Origin of the sequence: Pedobacter sp. CFBP9032, assembly GCF_034045265.1 — a bacterium.
Taxonomy (GTDB): Bacteria; Bacteroidota; Bacteroidia; order Sphingobacteriales; family Sphingobacteriaceae; genus Pedobacter.
Map to the genome: position 1 here is coordinate 164131 of NZ_JAXCWE010000007.1, position 22278 is coordinate 186408.

At 37.4% G+C, this 22278-nt stretch carries 18 protein-coding genes; 3 read left to right on the forward strand and 15 right to left on the reverse strand.

The features are described from left to right. The first annotated feature begins 35 nt into the window (after positions 1-35). On the forward strand, positions 36-758 hold the full coding sequence (locus tag SOM16_RS14725) for a GLPGLI family protein (protein WP_320464756.1): 723 nt from the start codon (positions 36-38) through the stop codon (positions 756-758). 444 nt (positions 759-1202) lie between these two features. Here SOM16_RS14725 and SOM16_RS14730 read toward each other — a convergent pair whose 3' ends face one another. The 9 genes from SOM16_RS14730 to SOM16_RS14770 all read right to left on the reverse strand — a co-directional run bounded on the left by SOM16_RS14730 (position 1203) and on the right by SOM16_RS14770 (position 8602). Beyond that, positions 1203-1643 carry a hypothetical protein gene (locus SOM16_RS14730; RefSeq protein WP_320464757.1) on the reverse strand — a complete coding sequence of 147 codons (441 nt, stop codon included), beginning with the start codon at positions 1641-1643 and terminating at the stop codon, positions 1203-1205. Positions 1644-1705: 62 nt separating this feature from the next. Then, positions 1706-2362, reverse strand: coding sequence for a hypothetical protein (locus tag SOM16_RS14735; protein WP_320464758.1), 657 nt, complete (start codon positions 2360-2362; stop codon positions 1706-1708). Between the two features lie 33 nt (positions 2363-2395). Continuing rightward, positions 2396-2956, reverse strand: a complete 561-nt coding sequence (locus SOM16_RS14740; protein ID WP_320464759.1) for an RNA polymerase sigma factor — start codon at positions 2954-2956, stop codon at positions 2396-2398. Positions 2957-3127: 171 nt separating this feature from the next. Next, complete coding sequence (locus SOM16_RS14745) at positions 3128-4087, reverse strand: transketolase family protein (protein ID WP_320464760.1); 960 nt, start codon at positions 4085-4087, stop codon at positions 3128-3130. 87 nt (positions 4088-4174) lie between these two features. Next, on the reverse strand, positions 4175-5020 hold the full coding sequence (locus tag SOM16_RS14750; protein ID WP_320464761.1) for a transketolase: 846 nt from the start codon (positions 5018-5020) through the stop codon (positions 4175-4177). A 56-nt stretch (positions 5021-5076) separates the two neighbouring features. Then, positions 5077-5541, reverse strand: a complete 465-nt coding sequence (gene bcp, locus SOM16_RS14755; RefSeq protein ID WP_320464762.1) for a thioredoxin-dependent thiol peroxidase — start codon at positions 5539-5541, stop codon at positions 5077-5079. A gap of 128 nt (positions 5542-5669) precedes the next feature. After that, a complete protein-coding gene (locus SOM16_RS14760) occupies positions 5670-7403 on the reverse strand; it encodes a M23 family metallopeptidase (protein WP_320464763.1) in 1734 nt (577 codons plus the stop codon). Positions 7404-7406: 3 nt separating this feature from the next. After that, complete coding sequence (locus SOM16_RS14765) at positions 7407-8018, reverse strand: fumarylacetoacetate hydrolase family protein (RefSeq protein ID WP_320464764.1); 612 nt, start codon at positions 8016-8018, stop codon at positions 7407-7409. Positions 8019-8089: 71 nt separating this feature from the next. Beyond that, complete coding sequence (locus SOM16_RS14770; RefSeq protein ID WP_320464765.1) at positions 8090-8602, reverse strand: T9SS type A sorting domain-containing protein; 513 nt, start codon at positions 8600-8602, stop codon at positions 8090-8092. Positions 8603-8801: 199 nt separating this feature from the next. Between SOM16_RS14770 and SOM16_RS14775 the strand changes: the two genes are divergently transcribed. Next, a complete protein-coding gene (locus SOM16_RS14775; protein WP_320464766.1) occupies positions 8802-10781 on the forward strand; it encodes a KUP/HAK/KT family potassium transporter in 1980 nt (659 codons plus the stop codon). Between the two features lie 661 nt (positions 10782-11442). On the opposite strand, the gene SOM16_RS14780 is transcribed toward SOM16_RS14775, so the two are convergent. Continuing rightward, positions 11443-13392, reverse strand: coding sequence for an amino acid permease (locus SOM16_RS14780; RefSeq protein WP_320464767.1), 1950 nt, complete (start codon positions 13390-13392; stop codon positions 11443-11445). Positions 13393-13656: 264 nt separating this feature from the next. Between SOM16_RS14780 and SOM16_RS14785 the strand changes: the two genes are divergently transcribed. Next, a complete protein-coding gene (locus SOM16_RS14785; protein ID WP_320464768.1) occupies positions 13657-14877 on the forward strand; it encodes an MFS transporter in 1221 nt (406 codons plus the stop codon). A gap of 33 nt (positions 14878-14910) precedes the next feature. Here the strand turns inward: SOM16_RS14785 and SOM16_RS14790 are convergent, their stop codons facing one another. The 5 genes from SOM16_RS14790 to yihA all read right to left on the reverse strand — a co-directional run bounded on the left by SOM16_RS14790 (position 14911) and on the right by yihA (position 21964). Then, positions 14911-17337 carry a TonB-dependent receptor gene (locus SOM16_RS14790; protein WP_320464769.1) on the reverse strand — a complete coding sequence of 809 codons (2427 nt, stop codon included), beginning with the start codon at positions 17335-17337 and terminating at the stop codon, positions 14911-14913. A 220-nt stretch (positions 17338-17557) separates the two neighbouring features. Then, positions 17558-18265, reverse strand: coding sequence for a hypothetical protein (locus SOM16_RS14795; protein WP_320464770.1), 708 nt, complete (start codon positions 18263-18265; stop codon positions 17558-17560). Positions 18266-18434: 169 nt separating this feature from the next. After that, complete coding sequence (locus SOM16_RS14800) at positions 18435-20141, reverse strand: M3 family oligoendopeptidase (protein WP_320464771.1); 1707 nt, start codon at positions 20139-20141, stop codon at positions 18435-18437. A 98-nt stretch (positions 20142-20239) separates the two neighbouring features. Next, positions 20240-21097 carry a UbiA-like polyprenyltransferase gene (locus SOM16_RS14805; RefSeq protein WP_320464772.1) on the reverse strand — a complete coding sequence of 286 codons (858 nt, stop codon included), beginning with the start codon at positions 21095-21097 and terminating at the stop codon, positions 20240-20242. A 243-nt stretch (positions 21098-21340) separates the two neighbouring features. Then, a complete protein-coding gene (gene yihA, locus SOM16_RS14810) occupies positions 21341-21964 on the reverse strand; it encodes a ribosome biogenesis GTP-binding protein YihA/YsxC (RefSeq protein WP_320464773.1) in 624 nt (207 codons plus the stop codon). Between the last annotated feature and the right edge of the window lie 314 nt (positions 21965-22278).

Genomic DNA, 22278 nt, shown 5'->3' on the forward strand with positions numbered 1-22278 from the left:
ATCAAAATACTCTTTGTTATTTTTATTTCCTTTTTATGAAGAACTACTTTTACGTAATAGCAGTAATGATCGGTTTTAATGCCAATGCTCAATCTCTAACTATTCGTTATGAGGAAAGGGCTAACATAGAAAACCAATTAAAAAATGTAACAGATCCGGAAACTATAAAAAGAGTTTCGGCACATTTATCAAAGCCAACCAATTATTTATTATACTACGATAACGGGGTATCACTTTACATTGCCGAACCCGTATCAGATAAAAATGAAGAGCTTGGTTTAAAAGAAAATGATCAGGCTAAAAAGGTTGAGATTGGAAAGAACAACGGAGGCCTTTATAAAAATCAAAAAACAAATGAATACCTTCATGAAGCAGATATTTTAGGAAAAAAATTCCTGGTAGCTGATCAGCTATCAAAATATGCCTGGACCATTACCGATGAAGGAAAAACCATCGGTACCTATAAAGTGAAAAAAGCCACCGCAAAAATAAATGGTGAAAATATTATTGCCTGGTATACACCGGAGGTATCTATTCAGGATGGGCCAAAAGATTATTACGGGTTGCCAGGGCTGATTATTGAATTAGTGGGCGAGAAAAAAACTTACCATGCTGTAAAAGTGCTAACAAATAAATCCAGGTTAACGATTAACAAACCTTCTAAAGGTGAAAAGGTTAACAAGGAAAAGTATAATAAAATCTTAAACGAAAAAGTTAATGAATTTGAAGAAGGCATAGGTGACGCTTCAGGTAATTAGCTAACAACGTAAAATGTATTTACTTGCATTTTTATTCCAAATTACGCATTTACAACAGAACACTCAACTTTTAAAAGATTAAACAAATAAATCAATTTAATTATGCAGTTGAATTTGAGACTTGCCCATTACTGAATATTAACGGGCGGATTAATCAAAAATTAAGATATTATATTTATAACACTTACGAGATATTTAAAGCCACTGGCTCAAGTAGAAATTTCTACGATCTGGGCTTTAAATTCGTTTACAACAAAGAAGGTTCTAAATTTAAATACTGGGTAGAAGGTATAAATGTTTTGAATATGAATAATCCAGAAATTGTAGAGATTTCGTCTGGTAATAACATGTTTTCAGTTGATGTAATTAGCCGGTTATCCGGATTTACAGGATTTGGTCTTTCTTATCAATTTTAGATAATTTATCTAAAGAACAATTGTTTCCCTAATCCCTTTTTCCACCCCTGAATTTATTCAGCAATTCGCGTTTAAATCCTTCCTGAGCTCTGTAAAACTTTCCAACCACTTTTATGGGTAACTTTGATTTCAATCTACTGTAATATTTTTTATCCAGATTCAGGTCCCGTTGTTTGAAATCAAATTCACTGGTGATTAAACTTTGTACTTGCGCATCAGTAAGGTTATCAATTTCAGTGGTTTTTCTATAAGAAATCATTTTCTGCATGCGCTCTTTGCGTAAGGCATTTTGCTCACTTTGCATATCATTATAAATCGGCCAGAAAATCTTAGCCTCTTCGGGAGAAAGAGCTAATTTTTGGGTAAAGAATGCAATTTTTAAAGATTCTATTTCCTCATTTTTAGGTCTTTGTGCCAATAGTGTGGTAGGCAATAAAAATATTAATGAAGCAAAAAGTAAATTTTTCATTTTAGTTAATTTTCCAGGATGTAAAGACAAGATGAATACTATAATCGTTAATCATCAGGTTTTTATAAATTGTTTAACTCATGAGATAAATCACTCGAAGAGAAATTACTCAAAAGGTAGTTTTCCATTTCTGTATCTGACGCAGAATTATTATTTGATGTAGTAGTATTTTGTGTTTCTAAATGCTCTATGATAGTACTTTCATCAATATCATAAAGAAGCTGTTCGTTTGCCAATTCTTCCGTTTGTGTTTGCATTACGGGAATTGTACTTGAACTGTTTTGATAAAAATAGGCACCAAAAGATGCAATCAAAAGAAAACAAGCTGCACTGGCATATTTAACAATGTTTCTTCTCCATAGTGGAATAATTTTAGCAACATTTTTAGGTTGTTCAGCTGTAATTTTGCTTGTAATTTTATCTTGTAAAGTATCAAAGTAATTTACAGGAACAGCGAAAGTACTTTCTGATTTTGAAAGGGTTTCCAGAAGAATATTAGTTTCAATACGTTCCGATAGATTAACAAAATAGTCATTCGGAACTTCAAAACCACCATTGTTCATTTTTCTATTCAGTCCGCTTACAAAAATGGCAGATGCCACGTGTTCATCCACACTATCAAAATATCCATTTGGAACGGTGAAAGGGTTGCGCTTTTGCATGGCTGCCAGGGCAGGAGCGTCCTTTGTCCAATCGCTATTTTCTATATTCTCATTCATCACAGTTATAGGATACAATTAATACGAAAAGGTTTAATAGTCGATTTCATCATTTGTGATAAAAGCTTCAATTTTTTTTGCAGCAATATGAAATGACGCTTTTAGTGCGCCAACTGAAGTGCCAAGAATCTGCGAAATCTCTTCATATTTTAAGTCATCGTAATATTTCATATTAAAGATTAACCGCTGCTTTTCAGGTAAGGTAAGAATAGCCTTTTGCAGTTTCAATTCCAGTTTATCACCATTAAAATAAGAGGAGGCTACAAGATTTTCAGCCAGTTCTGACGATACTTCATCTAATGGCGTATTATTCCTCAGTTTCTGTTTGTTTAAAAAAGTAATGGATTCATTAGTCGCAATTCGATATATCCAGGTGTAAAGTTGTGAGTCGTTTCTGAATTTATCCAGATTTTTCCAAACCTTAACGAAAACTTCTTGCAAAAGGTCATCACAATCATCGTGGTTGAGCACCATCCGCCTGATATGCCAGTAGATTTTTTGTTGATATTTTTTTAAAAGCAAATTGAAAGCTTCGTTGCGGGTTTTCTCGACAGCAAACATGGCAAGAATTTCAGAATCTTCAACTTGTTTCATTTATTAGAAAAAGGGTATAGATAATAAGGAAATAGATTTTAGAGAGTAGGAAATAGGGGCGCAAAAATGGGAATGGGAGATCGATTTTAGGAAATAGGAAATGGACTATAAATAACAGATGTAATTATTTTCCACTTCCTATTTTTGATTATCCCTATGGCATATTTATGATTAGGATTTTTTTCTGCCAATTACTTTTTGCACTGCTTCAACAATGTTTACTGCATCTAGGCCGTATTTAGACATTAGCTGATCTGGTGTTCCGCTTTCGCCAAAAGTATCATTAGTGGCTACAAATTCTTGAGGTGTAGGCAACTCAGTGGTTAATAAGCGGGCAACACTTTCACCCAAACCACCAAACTTGTTATGTTCTTCGCAGGTTACCACGCAACCGGTTTTTTTAACAGATTTCAGAATTGCTTCTTCATCCAATGGTTTAATCGTATGGATATTGATAATTTCAGCATCGATACCCAATTCTGCCAATTGCTCACCAGCTTCGATTGCTTTCCAAACCATATGGCCTGTTGCGATAATGGTTACATCAGTTCCTTCGTTTACCATCCATGCTTTACCAATCTCAAATTTTTGATCAGGATCTGTAAATACCGGAATAACCGGGCGACCGAAACGTAGGTAAACAGGACCTTCATATTCAGCAATAGCCATAGTCGCCGCTTTGGTTTGGTTATAATCACAAGGATTAATCACCACCATACCTGGCAACATTTTCATTAAGCCTAAATCTTCCAGAATCTGGTGTGTTGCACCATCTTCACCCAAAGTTAAACCTGCATGTGAAGCACAGATTTTAACGTTTTTGTTAGAATAAGCTACAGACTGGCGGATTTGATCGTAAACACGACCTGTAGAAAAGTTAGCGAAAGTCCCGGTGAAAGGAATTTTACCACCAATTGTCATCCCTGCCGCAATACCAATCATATTGGCTTCTGCAATACCAACTTGTGTAAACCGTTCAGGAAAATCTTTAATAAAAGCATCCATTTTAAGCGATCCAACTAAATCGGCACACAAGGCAACCACATTTTCGTTTTTCTTTCCAGCCTCATGTAAGCCAGCTCCAAATCCCGAACGTGTATCTTTTTTCTCTGTATATGTGTATTTTTTCATTATTTCTTAGCTATGAGATATGAGATTTTAGAGGTAAGAATGAGCAAATATTGATCTCAAATCTCGGATCTATTATCATCAATCTATTTAATAATCCCCTAAAGTTTCTGGTAATTGTGCCAACGCTAAAGCTAACTGCTCATCATTTGGTGCTGTACCATGCCATTTATGGCTTCCCATCATATAGTCTACACCAGCACCCATTTGCGTACTCATTAAGTTTAAGATTGGTTTGCCTTTTCCAGTTAAGGTTTTAGCATAATGTAAACCTTCAACAATGGCTTGCATATCATTACCATCAGTATTAATTACGTGCCATCCGAAAGCTTCGAATTTAGCCTGTAAATCATCTAACGCCAATACTTTGCTGGTAGGGCCATCAATTTGTTGCCCATTGTAATCAACTGAAGCAATTAAATGATCAACTTTATTAAACGGAGCGAACATGGCCGCTTCCCAGTTTTGCCCTTCCTGTAATTCTCCATCACCCATTAATACGAAGATGTGAGAATGATCACCATTTAATTTTTTCGCTAAGGCTGCACCAATTGCCACTGATAAGCCCTGGCCTAATGAACCAGATGCAATGCGGATTCCCGGTAAATGCTCATGTGTTGTCGGGTGACCTTGTAACCTGGAATCCAATTTACGGAAGGTTGCCAATTCACTTTTGTCGAAATAGCCGGCATGTGCCAAAGTGCTATACCAAACAGGAGAAATGTGCCCGTTGGATAAGAAAAATAAATCTTCTCCGGCACCTTCCATGGTGAAATCTGTTTTGTGGTTCAATACTTCAAAATATAACGCCGTAAAAAAATCTGTACATCCAAGCGAAGCGCCTGGGTGGCCAGATTGGCATCCGTGAACCATTCTTACGATATCTCGTCTAACTTGCGAGGCAATATCTTCTAGCTCTTTAATTGTATGTTTCATTAAATACGAGGTTGTTGTTATATAGCAAAGTTAATATTTTACTTGCCATATCATAATTAGTTATTGATTAAATCGAGTACTTGTTGTGTGGCATTTTTGGTGTCAACTTTTTTAATGATGTGAGCGATTTTCCCCTCACCATCAATAATGAAAGTGGTACGTGCCGTTCCCATATATTTCTTTCCATACATGTTTTTTTCAGCCCAAACGCCATAGTCATTTACAATCTTCTGATCAGTATCTGCCAGCAAAGTAAAAGGTAAACTGTGCTTGGTTACGAATTTTTGATGAGATTTCTCATCATCTACACTTACACCTAAAACCACAATATCCTTTTCCTGTAAACCTTGATAGTTATCTCTGAAATCGCAAGCTTCTGCTGTGCAACCCGGAGTATCATCCTTAGGGTAAAAATATAAAACCACGGTTTTACCCTTAAAATCGTTTAAGGATATTTCGTTGCCATTTTGATCTTTCGCTATAATTGCAGGTGCCAGATCACCTTCTGTTAACGTTGCCATATATTAAAAATGATTGATTTCGAATCTTTGTTTTTGCAAGTTAAACAGTTTAAGTTATTATCGTGTTTATCTCTAAATAAAATATGACTTTGGTTTGTTTTAGCAAACTTTTATGACAAAACTTCCATTTATCTGGAAAATGAGATATGATAATGCCTGGTATTGTCTTTTAAATCCGTTACTACTAATTCCAGGTCGTGCCTCCCGGCTAATGTTCGCTCATCGAAACTATGCCATAAGGTAGCCGTTTTAGTGTCAAATTCCATTAATACCCATTTACCATCAATATACCCATTAAAACTTTTTATTCCGGATAAGTTATCGCTAATTCTAAAGGTCATTTTTGATAAACCTGCCATACTTTTGCCATTTGCAATATTAACAGGTGTTATCCGGGGTGCAATGGTATCAGTAGCAATATAAAAAGTGCCAAAGTTTCTGGGCGTGGCTTTTACATATCCATTTTCAAAAATACCGCCTTGTGAAGATCCCCCGGTGCTGACAATTAAAGCCTTGCTTCTTAAGTTTTCTGGTAGCGCATCGGCTTTAATCCACAAGTTAAAGCCCACATGAAGCGGAGTATATCTGTTATGTATTTGATGCATTGCGGAATAGGCATTTCCCGCAGGTTGAGGCAATTTCTTATAAATGAAATTTAAATCATTATATAATGTGCCCTGTGGGAAGATGACTTTAATATCTTCAGTGTTAAATTCGTTCACCTTTCCGTAAGGATAAATGGTTCCTGAAGGAATGGAAGTTAATAAAACAGGAGCTGTCCCAGCATTTACCGTGAAAGGTAATATAGACGAATTTCCTTTAGCGTCTGTAATAATATAGCGAAGCTGATGTGCTGCGCCGTCACTAAAATTGATCTTACCACTATTCACTAAATTGCTATATATTTTTAAGGGATTACCCGGATCTACAAAGCTTTTTTGAATACTTCTTTTGGTATTTAGATAGGTTGGATAGTCTATATGAGCATTAATTGCCTTGCTGTTTTCGAAGGCAAAACGCTCCAGAGCGGAGGTGTAAATCAGTTTACCATCTAGCTCTAACTGGATGGAGTAAACGCCATTTGTACCTGATAAACCATTATGGCGATCGGTTACTACCACTCCGAAACCAACTTCCCCGGTTAAACTAATCGGAGAGGTAGTTTTGTAATTTCCACTTGCACCTGTAATGCCAATTGCCTGTTTTGGCGTAAATTCATTAAAGGTTTTTCCATTTAAACGATAAACATATAAGCCATGAATAATTGGCGGAATATTATCTGGAATGTTAATGCCGAAAAACTGCGGATTAATGGTTTCTTCTGTTTTGGTATCTCTGATTTCGAAGTGTAGATGCGGTCCGCCAGAACTGCCCCGGTTGCCCGACCAGGCAATTATCTCACCTTTGCGAACCGGGATTAAAGTAGCATCAGGAAACTCATCAATCTCGAAGGTTTTTTTTTCGTATTCTAAATTTTTTACAATCGTGGCAATTTTTGGAGAAAAGCGTTGAAGGTGTCCATAAACAGTGGTGAATCCGTTAGGATGGTTAATGTAAAGCGCCTGCCCGAAACCGCTGTTCTGAACCCGCAACCTGGAGATATAGCCATCGGCAACTGCGTAAACGGGATAACCTTCGCGCTGATTGGTTCTGAAATCTATTCCAGAGTGGAAATGATTGCCACGAATTTCACCAAATGATCCTGCAAGGGCTGGGGGAGTGATATCCAGCGGCGGCCTGAAGTCTGTAATCGGATATTTGTTTGTGCTAAAAATCTGTTGTGCCTGAACGAAGTAAGTTGTAAGGGAAAAACAAATGAAGAGGGAAATTTGAAATAGGTGCAGGATCGGTTTTTTAATCATTCGTTATTTAACATCAAAATTTAAAAGTTGTTTGCCTTCCAACCAGGCCTCTAATTTGTCTCCCTGATTTACTTGACCGACGCCTGCCGGAGTACCCGTAAAAATTAAGTCGCCTTTTTTCAAAGTGATGTATTGGGAAACGAAGCTGATAATTTTTTCGAAAGAGAATAGCAAATCTTTGGTATTACCTTTTTGACGCAGTTCCTCATTAATCTTCAGCTCAAAATCTAATTGATATAGGTCTTGAAAATCGCTTTTCGGAAAAAATAAACTTACAGGTGCAGAATGATCAAATCCTTTGGCCAACTCCCAGGGCAAACCTTTTTCTTTATGTTTAGTCTGAATATCTCGAGCGGTGAAGTCGATACCGAGTCCAATCTCGTCATAATAATTTGCTGCAAACTTTTCAGCAATGTGTTTTCCTTCCTTGCAGACTTTCAAAACCACTTCAAGTTCGTAGTGCACATCATCAGAAAAATCAGGGAGGTAAAATGGTTTGTTATCTTTCAATAGTGCCGTATCTGGCTTCATGAAGATTACAGGAGATGTTGGAACCGGATTGTTTAACTCTTTTGCGTGTTCAGCATAATTTCTGCCAATTGCTATAATTTTCATTTATTGATATCTAAGTGAATAAAAGTATGAAGACCGCTCATACCTTTCCAAAAATAGAAAAGAAAATGATTTTATAAAACTGAGATCCGTTTTACCTGGCTTTCTGAACCCGCCAATACCCGTAAAAAGTAAATACCGGAATTTAACCGGCTGGGAATGGTGAAGCTTTTAGTTTGCTCCCCGGCATTTAAGCGTTCGTTTGAAAGCGTTACCACCTCGTTACCAAGTAAGTCAATGATTTTAATTGTAGTTTGAGTGCCATCTTTAGCAATTGATAAAATAATGTTCAATTGATCTTCGACAGGATTAGGGTAAATTTTTAAGATGGTAAGTAGCCTTTCTTTGCTTGCGGCAATACTCGGAGTTTTGGTTACCGTAGAATAAGTATGAAACATTCCTGAATATCCTAGTGTACCAAACATGGGTTTGTATGGTTGAATGTTTGCTTTAATTTCCGGAACTTTGATTGTTTTTCTTGCTCTATTTTTTAAGCTAATATGAACACTATCAGCTTCTTGCGCCCAGGAATTTAAGCTGCATGACAAAACAATGCACAATGCGCATAGTAATTTTGTGAGTAGCATTATCCTAGTGTAGAGTTTCATCAAATTGGTAAAGCAAATGTATTAATTTTAAACAAAGAAATTAAACATTTTGTTTAAAAGCCATAATTTAACACAATTTAACAATAATAATTGTTTTTCATAGTGTTAAAAATACACAATAATTTGGTTGTTAATTTGTTATACATAGTTTACTTTTGCCGCACTAAAAAAACATAAAGTGTCAAATCATAAAAATGTTAATGCATTAACCGCCGGTGGGGTACTGATTAGTTTAGGAATCGTGTTTGGAGATATTGGCACGTCGCCACTCTACACGCTAAATGCGATTTTTAAAATTATTTTAGGTGTAAAGAAAGGTTTAATTACCAATCCCGGCGCCATAACACCCGATGTTGTTTTAGGAGTTTTATCCTGTATTATATGGACGCTAACACTCCAAACTACCATTAAATATGTGATCATTACCTTAAGGGCCGACAATAAAGGCGAGGGTGGGATTTTTTCACTGTTCTCCTTAGTGAGAAAAAAGGCCAAATGGTTGGTTGTACCAGCCATTATTGGAGGCTGTGCCCTGCTGGCCGATGGTATTATTACCCCCAGTATTACAGTAACTTCGGCTATTGAAGGGTTAACCAGCAAATTTGATGTCCCTGTTATTCCCATTGTGTTAACCATTTTAACCATGCTGTTTATTATACAGCAGTTTGGAACTAACCTTGTAGGGAAACTTTTTGGCCCGGTGATGTTTGTTTGGTTTGGTATCCTGGGTGTGCTCGGCATCTTATTTATCGTTAAAGATTTAAGCATTTTAAGGGCCTTAAATCCATATTATGCCATTCACTTACTAGTAACCAATCATAATGCATTTTATATTCTTGGCGGTGTTTTTCTTTGTACTACAGGTGCTGAAGCCTTATATTCAGACTTGGGGCATTGCGGAAGAAATAATATCCGCATCAGCTGGATTTTCGTAAAACTGACCTTAATCCTGAATTATTTAGGACAGGGTGTTTGGATTCTTCAAAACTCTGGTAACTTTTTACCGGGCGCCAAAATGAATCCTTTCTTTATGATTGTTCCAGACCAGTTTCAAATTGGGATGGTTATTCTGGCCACAATGGCGGCGATTATCGCCTCACAAGCATTAATTAGCGGTTCATTCACCTTAATCTCTGAAGCCGTAAGATTAAACCTCTGGCCAAAAATCAGAATCGTTTATCCAACGGTTTCTAAGGGCCAATTATATGTTCCATCAATTAACTGGATGCTATGGATAGGTTGCTGCGGTATTGTATTGTTGTTTAAAGAATCGGAAAGGATGGATGCGGCTTATGGTTTATCCATCACAATAGCCATGCTAATGACCACTATCCTAGTGAGTTTCTACCTGCGTAGCCGAAGATTCCCTAAATATTCTATCCTAATTTTCTTTGTTACTTATATCATCATTGAAGGAACCTTTTTAGTGAGTAACTTAACTAAATTTGTTCATGGTGGTTGGGTTACGGTATTAATTGGTTCGGTACTATTTACCATTATGTGGAGCTGGTTTGTGGCCCGGAAGATCAAAAACCGCTTCGTTAAATATGTAGAAATCGAAGATTACTATCAGATTTTAAGCGAACTGAGTAGTGATGAATCTGTTCCGAAATATTCATCGCAATTGGTTTATTTAACCAGTGCGAACTTTAAAACGGAAATAGAATCGAAGATTATCTATTCCATCATACAGAAAGAACCAAAGCGTGCTGATGTATACTGGTTGGTTCACGTAGATGTGATGGATGAACCTTATACGCTTGATTATAAAGTAGAATTTTTGATTCCCGGAAAATTAATCAGAATAGATTTTAGGTTAGGTTTCAGAGTAGAGCAGCGTGTTAATTTACTTTACCGTAAGGTGGTTGAGGAACTGGTGAAAAATGGTGAAATCGATATTACCAGTCAATATACATCGTTGAATAAACATAAAATTGCTGGAGATTTCAGGTTTGTATTATTGGAAAAACACTTGTCTAAGTTTACAAAACTAAGTTTCTACGAGCGCCAGATCATGGATTATTATTTCATTCTGAAAAAATTGAGTTTATCTGAAGAGCGAAGTTTTGGTTTAGATAGCAGCTATGTAGATGTAGAAAAGGTACCATTGATTTTCGTAACACCAGATGACATCGAACTTAACAGATTGGCCGTATAATGTTAAGAAACTTATTAATTGTATTTGCTATCTTATTGTTCATTGCCGGGCCTGCCGCTAAAATTAACGGTTTGGCACATAGTGAATACTATCTGATTCTTTCTGGAATTGGATTGGTTATACTGACTGTTTTTGTGTTTAAAAAACGATAGTGATAAGCAATATAGGTCGTGTGTTCCACCTACCAAAATGTAAAGGAAGAATTGTGTTTTTCGACTGGTGAGACACCAGCCGATAGGGGACTTTCTTATAGGTGACATGTGTCCACTGACTGAAACGTAATCAAAGGTTCGTTTTTTTCTGCTGGTGAGACACCAGCCTATAGGAAAATGGCCTTAGCCTCCCTGCAAGGCCAAACCACTGTTTCTTCGTTCTGCTCTTAGACCGGCATGGTCAATTTTTCGGGATGGCACTTTCCCCGCCTACCGACTAACTTGGATAGAAAAATTGCGAGCCGGCAACTTTGCTTCTTTGGTTGCCCAAAGAAGAGAGCCCGTCCGGCAAGGATAAAAAAAATCGAAAGTGTACAAACCCGGGAAGCCAAGTCATTCAGTACATGATGGTTCAGAATTTTATAGCTTGCAGATGCTTCGTACCTCGCAAAGGACGGAAATGAAGCGAAATACCCAAATTATCGGTTGTGTGTCTTCACCAACCGAAACTAAATTTCCGGATTAGCCAGCTTACTGTGTCTGTAGCCATAAGCGAAGTAAACCACAAGGCCGATCACCAACCAGATTCCAAAACCAATCCAATTCGAAATTCCAAGTTCGCACATCATGTATAAACAGCTGATTAATCCTAGAACGGGAATTAGTGATAAATTTTTACTAACGCAATAATAGGAAATGACTACGCATATGATGAGGAAAATCCACATTGGTATTTTATGTTTAAATAAACTCCAGCCACTTTCGTATTTCTTTTCAAAAGAAATCTTTGAGCCGGAGATGAATTGTTCATAACGATCTCCTGGCAAAGCACTTAAATAAGATTCTGCATCAACTTTGTCGGCGAGCATAATTTGAGGGGTAGCATTTTTAACGATCTCTTCTTTAACTATTTTAAGCTCATCTCCGTTTAACGAAGTCACAAAGTTTACCGTGTTCACTATTCTCGGAGAATTAAAAAAGAATGCTTTTGTTTCTTTTTCATATTGTGTAGAGGCAAATACCAATGCTGCTATAAATGCAATAGGAACGATAAATTTACTATTTACATAAGGGATTTTAAATTTTCCACGTTGTACATCCGGACGGTTTTGCAAGACCAATACGCCTGCACAAACCAGTACAAAGGCAAATAAAGTGCCGATGGAACAAAGGTCGGTTACAATAGTTAAATTCATGAAAAGGGAAGGAATTGCTACGACAAAACCCACAACGATGGTTGCAAAGGATGGTGTTTTATATTTCGGGTGAATTTTTGAAAATGATTTCGGCAATAGACCATCTCTGCTCATACTCATCCAGATGCGGGGCTGTCCCATCTGGAAAACCAGTAATACACTAGCCATAGCGAAAACAGCACTTACCGCAATAATTCCACTCATTAACTTCAAATCAATCTGATCAAAAACGAAGGCCAATGGATCACCAACGGCTAAGGTATCAGATTTTACAATTCCGGTTAAAACTAAGGCAATAGCTACATATAAGACTGTACAAATAATGATTGCCCACATCATTCCGCGGGGCAAATCTCGCTGAGGATTTTTACATTCCTCTGCGGTAGTTGAAATTGCATCAAAGCCAATATAAGCGAAGAATACTGCAGAAACACCTTTTAAAACACCAGATACACCATTTGGTGCAAATGGGTCCCAATTTTTGGTATCTACATAAAAAATACCAACGGCCAAAACCAATAGAATAACAGCCAGTTTAACCACTACCATGGCGTTGCTGGCATTTCTGCTTTCTTTCATTCCCCGGTAAATTAACCAGGTAATTAAGATGATAATACCCAGCGCTGGGATATCTGCTACCACATGAAAACCACCAATTTTTGGGGCAGTAAGCCAGGCATTATTTGCCAGAGCAGTAGCTGGATCAAGTGCATTAAGCGTTTTACCTGCCGCAAGCAAGGCTTCTGCATGTTTATTTCCGTTGTATGCACTTAAATAATCCATGGTAGCCCAATCCGGAACGTGAATTCCGTTAATGCCGAGAAATGGAATTTTTATTGTGGAAAGGAGTCCGGTAAAATAATCAGACCAGGAAATGGCCACGGTAATATTCCCGATAGAATATTCCATAATGAGCGACCAGCCAATAATCCAGGCCACTAACTCGCCAAAGGCAACGTACGAGTAAGTATATGCACTTCCGGAAACCGGAACCATTGATGCAAATTCAGCATAGGCGAAAGCTGCAAAACTACAAGCAACAGCAGTAAATATAAAAAGGAAAATTACAGCAGGTCCGCCATCTGCACTGGCTTTGCCGATTGTGCTGAAAATTCCGGCACCAATAATTGCAGCGATACCAAAGGCGGTTAAATCGCGTACGCCGAGTGTTTTGTGAAGGGTATTTTCATGATCTCCATAGCCGCCTGCCGCATCTTTTAATATCTTTGAAATAGATTTCTTCCTGAATAGCTTTTCGAACATCTTAATTTGCTTGTAGTATTCCTCAAACTTAAAAAAATATCAGTTAAAAACGTTTAAAGCAAGATATAAATTTCAATACGGGGTAGAGTTGACTGCAGATTTTAGGGCTAAATAATAGACGAATTGTCAAAAATATCGAAAAATGTCAGGCCAAAGTGTTTGTTTGGTTAACAAGCTTTTTCGCGAATCTAAAAAGTTTACTTTTGTGGTCCCAGATGATCAGGCTCCATCATAAATCGCTTGTTTCATTTTTAAAATTTTGCAATGAATAACGCTGGTCAAATCACTTACATCAAAGAAAAAAATCAAAAAATTGCTACGATCCTTGCTTTTGCATTGATTCCATTATCAGGCTTCGCTACAGATATTTATATCCCCTCATTACCCACAATGGCTGGCGAAATGAATGTGAGTAGCATTCAGGTTCAACTCACCCTGAGCATTTTCCTCATTAGTTATGGTGTATCTCAATTATTTATCGGGAGTATTTTGGATAGCTTCGGCAGGTATAAAATAGGCCTTTATGCATTATTGATCTTCGCTGCTGCAAGCCTTGTAATTGCAACTACCCATAATATTTACCTGATCTACTTAATGCGGGTAATTCATGGCTTAACGGTTGGGGGCATTGTAGTGGCGAAACGTGCCTACTTCGTCGACTTGTTTGAAGGTGATCAGCTGAAACATTATTTAAGTTTGTTCTCCATTATCTGGTCTACCGGGCCGATTATTGCGCCTTTTGTGGGCGGGTATTTGCAAACGGCCTTTGGCTGGGAATCTAACTTCTATTTCCTTGCTGGTTTCGCAATTGTTTTTGCACTATTGGAATTCATTTTCAGTGGAGAAACCTTGCGGCATTTTACAGATTTCCAGCTGAAAAAAATAGCCAATATCTACCTTACCATGATTAAAACGACCAGTTTCACCTTAGGGATAGTGATGCTGGGATTGGCCTACTGTATGGTGATGGTTTACAACATGACCGGTCCATTTATTATTGAACATGAACTAGCGTTTTCTCCGGTAATAGCAGGTTATAGTTCGCTGGTGCTGGGTTTCGCCTGGATGGTTGGCGGCTTCATTGGCAAAGCCACTATCAATCGTCCTTTCTTTAACCGTCTGGCTATTAATTCAGCCTTGCAACTCGTTTTTGTTATCTTAATGATTGTGAGCCTGAACTTTATTAGTAACCTGTATTCCCTAATCTTCTTTGCCTTCATTATTCATATCGGTGCTGGTTACACCTTCAATAATTACTTTACTTTCTGTTTAAGTAAATTCCCAAAAAATGCAGGTATTGCAGGAGGCTTAACAGGAGGGATCACTTATGTGATTGTTTCGTTTTTGAGTTATGGAATTGTGAGCCTTTTCCCCGCTAAAGATGAGCGCAATTTAAGTTATAGCTATTTAATGATGATTTTACTTTCTGTTTTGGTGATGTTTTTAATAATGAAAACAAGAAAGAAGGATGAGGTAGTTGTTTAAGAGCTAAACAATCTCTGGACTTGAACTTGTTTGTTATTTTATTCTACCTGCTTCATCACTTAAACCGGTGTTTCTATCTCTTGTGGCTTTAATCGCAGTACTGCCAAAGTTATAATTTACGTTTAATCTAAAGATTCTGGTTTCAAGCTTTTGATTTAAATTGTAATTTAAGTTGGGAAGTGCACTACTAATTTGTGCCTTGCGACTATTAAATATGTCATTGAAGGCAAATTTCAGGTTAACTCGCTTCTCCATGAAAGTCTTCTTTATTCCGAAATCTATTCCGTAGTAGGGTTTGATGACATAAGTTCCATTGATCTGGGCAGAAATGAAATCACCGGAAAGTTGGGCTGACAATGTTGGACTTATTGTAAAATCCTGCGTGCTATTGATAGAAAACGTCACTTTTTTTCGGTCATAATCCAGGCCTGCCAGACCCGAAGATTTGGTTTGGTTGTAATTCGTTGTGATGGTATTATCCATCGACCAAAATTTCGAAACGGAGGTGGGATAGGCAATCGTAAAATTGTAAGCTGATTGTTTATCCAGGTTCTGCACGGTTTGATATAATGTTTTCTTTTCATTATCCGGAAGAAAAACATCAAGGATTAAATTATGGGTAATGCTGTAGCCCAAAGTGATATTTAGTGCTTTCTTATAATTGTAACTACCTTCGAAAGCATGGGTGTATTGTGGGTTTAAAAACGGATTTCCCTGTGCAAAAGTATAGAGGTCTACGAAGTAAATGAAAGGATTCAGGGATTTGTAGTCCGGTCGGTCTATCCGCCTGCTATAGGTAAAGCCCAGCGTGTTCAGCTCCGATATTTTTTGATTAACAGCAAAGCTAGGGAAGAAATTAAGGTAGCTCCGGCGCACTATTTTCTGCTCGCTAATGGAATTGCCTTTTGAATTTGTTTGCTCCATTCGCAGCCCCGCTTCAACACTGGTAGATTTAAACTGATGTTTGAAAGTACCATATGCTGCATTGATATTTTTATCGTAGATAAAACGGTTACTTCTGGTTGGGTCATTCTGCCATTGCAAGTTTGCAAAATTCTCAAACTTAAAATCATTATCCGTACTTACCCAACTACTTTTTAATCCGAAATCAACGCTTGTTTTGGTGTTGAAAGGTAAAGAGTAATCAATTTTTGCTGCTTTAATGCTAACAGAAGAGGGTGTCGAATTTCGAAAGATTAAAGGAGGTTTATTTAAACCTTCATATCCGGCTGAAAAATAATTATTGTAGTTTATATTTTCTTGGCTGCGATAGTTGGCGTTGTCTAAATCTATGGTAAGTTCCTGGCCAGTCGTATCGATAACTGATTTATAATTGAGGTTGTAAGTTTGGTTTCTGTATGAATTTGATGATGGGCTATTTGCGATGATGCTTGAATCAATGCTGGTAAAACTGGTGCCAATATTAGTTACACTCGCTGAAAGGTCGTGCCCATTATTAAAATAGCCACTGGTAAGCAATCCTAAAGTATTTTTACCATTCAAAAAATAGTCAACCCCAGCTTTGTAACTGTTATTGTGCGTAGATTTGATTTGCGTACTTGACTGTTTGAAAAAGGTATTTGTTAAGCCATTGCTGACCATTCTTTCGATTGCTAAATCTTCAGGTGCTTTATTATTGCTGTTATTCAGGCTTCCAAAGACATTGAATTTCTTATTTCTGTGATTAAGTGAAACTCCGGTATTGCTTTTAGGTTGCTTTCCATAACCGAATCCTCCGTCAAGACTTCCATTCGTACCGAAATTTGTATTCTTTTTTAATCGGATATCAATTAATCCGGCATTGCCTGCTGCATCATATTTAGCAGATGGATTTGAAATTAAGGAAATCGTTTTTAGTTCATTGCCATTTATCGATTTCAACAATATTGCCAGTTGTGCATTTGAAAGAAAGGTAGATTTTCCATCAATTAACACATTAACCCCGGCTTTACCACGCACACTAATCGTCCCTTCCTGATTTAAAGAAACCCCGGGCATTTTCGCTAATATTTCCAAAGCATTACTACCAGCTGAAGCCAGGCTATTCTCAACATTTAAGACAGTCTTATTGTTAAACCTTTCAATCATCGGTTTTTTAGCAGAAATGTTGATGCTGCCAAGGGTATTTTCAACAGTTTTAAGCGTAATGTTTTTTACCACATTGGAGAATTTATCGCTTATTTGGAATTGCATGTTTGCAGGATGATATCCTAAAGCAGTAATTTCGAGGCTATATTCACCATTTTTTAAATCATTAAAGTAAAATCTTCCAAGCTCATCTGTAGATGTACTCTTTAAAAAGACAGAGTCGATCGCCATAAACAATTTTACCGAAGCTGCTATGGGTTTCTGCTGCTCATTCAGAATTAAGCCAGAAATTCCGCTTGCTTTATTCTGAGCCTTTAACGGTAAAAATTGCGATAAAAGAATACAAGCGGAGAGCGTTAAGAAGCGTTTCATATTAAAAAATTGAGCGATGATTAGTTTATGTATCCAGCAGATACATGGACAAAACTAATCGACCAGTATACTCAAAGTTTTTTTTTAACAGTGTTTAACGCGAATTAACAAATTTTCACAATTAGTGGTAGCTTGAGACACAAAGTGCCGTCAGAAATCAAGAAATCTCTGTTAAGCTCACATAAAAGCTACGCTATCAACCAGCCATCACCTTTGCAATCTATTTCGTTTTGAGGTAAATACCAGCCAGGGTGGCATTGAAGCCGAATTGGCAATCATTTAACTGAGTGGAATTCTCCTCGCTTATGATGAGGAAGCCATTGTAAAACCGGACCACGAATTTACAGGATTTATTAACCTCAATAATGAATTGATTATTCTTTAAAACTGCTGTTCCAGATGCATCTGCAATGTTCCTGCCCGGATCATGGGTAACTGAGCCAATCTCATAAGAAAAGGAATTACCCGTCACTTTGCGAATGGTAATGTCGCCCTGATAGCCTTTTTCTCCATACTGATAAAAATATTCTCCTGCCACTTGATTACGGTCACCTGGTGAAAACGTTTCTGCTTTACTATTTTGAATGTCTTTAATGTTCAGGGAAGCAGCATAACTGGTATCAGACTTTGTGGCCCACCAGTCTCCCTTCAATTGGTTGCCTTTAAGAGTGGCATAAATGCTTCCACTTATATTTCCATTTTTTTCAAACTCATGAATTGAATATTGGTTCTTTTCGTCCACGCGACCAATGATTTTAATTGGCTTCTTTGCTTTGGTATTTAAATAGGTAATGTTCCCAATCACTATGTTATGATGTACAGCAATTTGGAGCTGTACTGGAATTTTTTTATTGATCAATCCTGTTAAAAGGTATTGCTTAGCGATGTTCTTTTCTTGTGCTGAACAAAGGCTAGCAGTAAAACTCAAGAGGATTAATATTATTTTCGGTATACGCATATTATTGTAGGTATGATTGGGAGCAATAATAATTAAATACTGATTATTTCACAAGCCATGCCTGTGATGGGAAGAAAAAAACAGCATCAATTAAAAAGTCGCGGTGATTGCCGCGACTTTTTCGAAATCAGTTATTTAATTAACCGAGCTTCTCTAATTCTTCCTTAACAAATTGTGCCAGTTCTTTCACGTAATCAGCACTGAAATCAAATTTAATCCCAGCTGTTTCGTAAATTTCATTAATTGGTTTGGTGTATCCTAATGATAGGGCCGCCAGGTATTGGTCTAAAGCCTGACCCGGATTTTCTTTGTAGTTTTTCCAAACGGCAATAGCACCTAATTGTGCAATGGCGTATTCAATGTAATAGAATGGAACTTCAAACAAGTGCAATTGCTTCTGCCAGCCGTTTCCAAACTGTTGTTCAAGGTCTTCCCAGTTTGCAAAACCTGCACCAAAACGGTTGTAGATTTGCTTAAAAGTTTCTTCACGGTCTGCTGCGGTATGATCTGGGTTGGTATAAATCCAATGTTGAAATTGATCAATCACGGCAACCCATGGCAATGTTTTTAACACATCAGCCAGTTGTTCCCTTTTCGCGCGAATTAAATCTTCCTCATTATCAAAGTAGACCTCCCAATTATCCATCGAGATCAGCTCCATGCTCATGGAAGCCAGTTCAGCAACTTCAGATGGACAGTGTTTAAAGTCGTTAAGCTCCAGGTTTGCGGTTAAAAAAGTATGAATGGCATGTCCACCTTCATGTACCATGGTGGTTAAATCGCGAAGCGAGTTTGCAGAATTCATAAAAATGAATGGTGCGCCGGTTTCTGCTAAAGGATAATTATAACCGCCCGGTGCTTTGCCTTTTCTGCTTTCCACATCGAAGAGATTGTTGGCTTTCATGCTCGCTAGTTTGCCCCCTAATTTTTCATCGATGGCATTAAAACACGCGATGCTTTTGTCAATTAATTCCGCTCCATTATTAAAAGGCTTTAAGGCCGGTTTTCCGCTTACACTTACTTCCAGGTCCCACGGTTTTAAAACCTCCAGCCCTAAAGCTTCACGGCGTTTTTCTGCCTGCTCTTTTAGTATAGGAACAATCTCCTTTTCAATTGCATTAGCGAAATCATAACAATCCTGAGGGGTATAATCAAAACGACCCAGCGCCTGGAACATATAATCGCGATAGTTTTCAAATCCGGCATTTAACGCTACCTTATTCCGCAATTGTATCAGTTCATCGAACAGGATATTTAAATCATCCTTATCAATTAAGCGACGCTGTTGAATAGTTTTCCAGGCGTTTTCGCGAACTTCGCGGTTCAAGTCTTTAATAAAAATTGAGGCTTGTTCGAGCGTATATTCCTGTCCATTAATTTCCACGCTCATGGCGCCGGTAATACCTTGATATTTTTGTTGCTTTACCTGCAATTGAGTGAATAACTCAATATTTTCTTCGCGGTAAATTTCTAAAGCTTTTTTAATTGCCCTGCTGTAAACAAAGAATTTTTCCTTATCCAAATCATCCATAAAAGGACTTTCCACAAATTTTTTGTTTAATTCATTTGACAGAGGAGAAATCTTCGGCTCAATTTCTTCAGCAAAGTATTGGAAGTTTTTAACCAGTTCCTCATTTGCCGTATCGCAACTCATTTTAATATATCGCCATGCAAAATCTTCCTCTAGCGCAGCTTCCAATTCAGAACGGTCTTTCAGCCATTGCTCCAATTCTTCAACACTAGTAATTTGCCTGTTTTGCAATTCAGTAAAAATAGGTTCAAGGCTTTCCCAGGTAATGGCTAAATCCTGAGGAATATATGTTCTGGTTTTTTTTGTTATTATCATAATATCTAATTAGGGAGTGATTGAATTAGAGAATGAGATTTCAAATTGCCAACCCTTCTTTCATTCAAAATTCACTCATTCAAAACTGTTTCCTTCTATTATTTCGTTCTTATATACGCGTCAATTAAAAAGCAAATGGCAAAGACAACAGATGCATATCCATTTAACGTTTGGAAGGCCCTGTTTACTTTACTAATATCGTTGGGTTTTACCAGCAGGTGTTGATAAACCAACATCGAGCAGAAAAATACAATCCCAACATAATAAACCCAACTGAACTCGGTAAAGAATACGGGTAGAATAACGCAGGTTGCCGAAAGTATGTGCAATAAAACCGATACGTTCAATGCATTTTTTATGCCAAGTGCAGATGGAATGGAATGTAATTTTTCTTCGCGGTCAAAATCTTCGTCCTGCAAAGCATATATAATATCGAATCCACTTACCCAAAAAAGTACCGTGAATGAATATAAAACGGGTACTAATGCAAAATGACCAGTTACGGCAATGTAGGCGCCGATAGGAGCGAGGGCAAGGCCAAGACCAAGTACCAGGTGGCAAAGTGCGGTAAACCTTTTGGTGTAGCTATAGAATAACACTACAAATAGCGCCACAGGGGATAAGTAAAAGCAAAGCGGGTTAATAAAATAAGTGGTAACCGCAAATAGCACGCAATTGGCGATGACGAAAATAAGGGCTTCATTTGCAGAGACTTTACCGGCTGGGATATCTCGCATTTTAGTTCTTGGATTCTTAGCATCGATGTTTCGGTCAAGATACCTGTTAAATGCCATTGCAGAATTGCGGGCAAACACCATGCAAAGCAGTACCAGGATGAGTTTATACCAGGAGAATGGATTCGATGTAGTGGTTACCCCCAGAAAAAAGCCAATCATGGCAAAAGGTAAGGCAAAAACCGAGTGAGCGAACAATACGAGTGAAAAGTATTTTTTCATTTATTTAAAAGATGATTACACAGATTTTAGTGGTTAAATGTCTGATTGCAGGATCGCTGAATTGTGAAGTGCAAATTATTAATAATTTAAAACGGTTAATTGTTCATAGCTTAAATGTTTTAAATAAAAATCAGTCGTTAAATCAATTCAGAAACATGCTATCAATAACCAAACCATGTACCATAAACTATGAACATTTGGCAGTTTCCTACTAAACAAAGGGACGAAAGACTACTTAACCAACTAAAACTTCTTATAATCAGTTGGAACGATAAAGTCTTTATTTACCTCATAAATGAAATCGAGCACTTCATCTTTTCCCGTTCCTTTTTCGGCAGAAGAAATAAATGTGGCAGGAATCTCTTCGAAAAATTCACCTAATTTTTTCTTAAAGGCTGCTACATTTTTTTGCGTAGTGGTCATGCCCTGTTTATCGGCTTTCGTAAAAATTAACGAAAATGGTATTTGTTTTTCACCTAACCAATAACAAAATTCGATATCAATTCCTTGTGGCTCTAAACGGCTGTCTATGAGTACAAACACACACTGTAAACTCTCTCTTTTAGTAATGTATGCACGAATGAATTTTTCCCATTTTTCTCTGCTGGTTTTAGAAACCTTTGCATAACCATAACCAGGTAAATCTACAATATACCACTTTTCATTGATGAGAAAGTGATTAATTAATTGGGTTTTGCCCGGGCGTTGAGAAGTTTTCGCTAATCCGTGTTGATTAACCAACATATTAATTAAAGAAGATTTCCCCACATTAGAGCGACCTATAAATGCGTATTCGGGCATTAATGGGGCCGGTAAAGCCGAAATCTGGGTGTTGCTGCAAACAAATGTTGCCGTTTTGATAACCATAGCTGCAAAGGTAGGGTTTTGAGTCCGAAGTCCGAAGTGCTGAGTATTGAGTTTGGAATTGTGTGTTTAGATTAGAAAATGTAAATACGTTAATGATTAGTCATTATCACTGTTATAATAGTGCCTGCATCATGCAAACATCATGTCTGTAACCCAGTTTCTGCCAATTATAATGGGAAGTGATTAAAAACGTTATTGATCAATCTCCTTGAAATGTAAACTTTAAGTCGTTATAAGAATATTAGGGCTAGAATTTTGATCATTATTGCGCCAAAACTTATCTTCTAATTGCATTCATTTTTTTTTGGCGCCTC

What these genes read in the sequence shown, in the direction of transcription:
- SOM16_RS14750 (WP_320464761.1), bottom strand. Translation starts at nt 5,020, where the DNA reads ATGAAACATACAATTAAAGAGCTAGAAGATATTGCCTCGCAAGTTAGA.
- SOM16_RS14800 (WP_320464771.1), bottom strand. Translation starts at nt 20,141, where the DNA reads ATGATAATAACAAAAAAAACCAGAACATATATTCCTCAGGATTTAGCC.
- SOM16_RS14740 (WP_320464759.1), bottom strand. Translation starts at nt 2,956, where the DNA reads ATGAAACAAGTTGAAGATTCTGAAATTCTTGCCATGTTTGCTGTCGAG.
- bcp (WP_320464762.1), bottom strand. Translation starts at nt 5,541, where the DNA reads ATGGCAACGTTAACAGAAGGTGATCTGGCACCTGCAATTATAGCGAAA.
- SOM16_RS14780 (WP_320464767.1), bottom strand. Translation starts at nt 13,392, where the DNA reads ATGTTCGAAAAGCTATTCAGGAAGAAATCTATTTCAAAGATATTAAAA.
- SOM16_RS14765 (WP_320464764.1), bottom strand. Translation starts at nt 8,018, where the DNA reads ATGAAAATTATAGCAATTGGCAGAAATTATGCTGAACACGCAAAAGAG.
- SOM16_RS14730 (WP_320464757.1), bottom strand. Translation starts at nt 1,643, where the DNA reads ATGAAAAATTTACTTTTTGCTTCATTAATATTTTTATTGCCTACCACA.
- yihA (WP_320464773.1), bottom strand. Translation starts at nt 21,964, where the DNA reads ATGGTTATCAAAACGGCAACATTTGTTTGCAGCAACACCCAGATTTCG.
- SOM16_RS14735 (WP_320464758.1), bottom strand. Translation starts at nt 2,362, where the DNA reads ATGAATGAGAATATAGAAAATAGCGATTGGACAAAGGACGCTCCTGCC.
- SOM16_RS14745 (WP_320464760.1), bottom strand. Translation starts at nt 4,087, where the DNA reads ATGAAAAAATACACATATACAGAGAAAAAAGATACACGTTCGGGATTT.
- SOM16_RS14725 (WP_320464756.1), top strand. Translation starts at nt 36, where the DNA reads ATGAAGAACTACTTTTACGTAATAGCAGTAATGATCGGTTTTAATGCC.
- SOM16_RS14785 (WP_320464768.1), top strand. Translation starts at nt 13,657, where the DNA reads ATGAATAACGCTGGTCAAATCACTTACATCAAAGAAAAAAATCAAAAA.
- SOM16_RS14805 (WP_320464772.1), bottom strand. Translation starts at nt 21,097, where the DNA reads ATGAAAAAATACTTTTCACTCGTATTGTTCGCTCACTCGGTTTTTGCC.
- SOM16_RS14790 (WP_320464769.1), bottom strand. Translation starts at nt 17,337, where the DNA reads ATGAAACGCTTCTTAACGCTCTCCGCTTGTATTCTTTTATCGCAATTT.
- SOM16_RS14760 (WP_320464763.1), bottom strand. Translation starts at nt 7,403, where the DNA reads ATGATTAAAAAACCGATCCTGCACCTATTTCAAATTTCCCTCTTCATT.
- SOM16_RS14770 (WP_320464765.1), bottom strand. Translation starts at nt 8,602, where the DNA reads ATGCTACTCACAAAATTACTATGCGCATTGTGCATTGTTTTGTCATGC.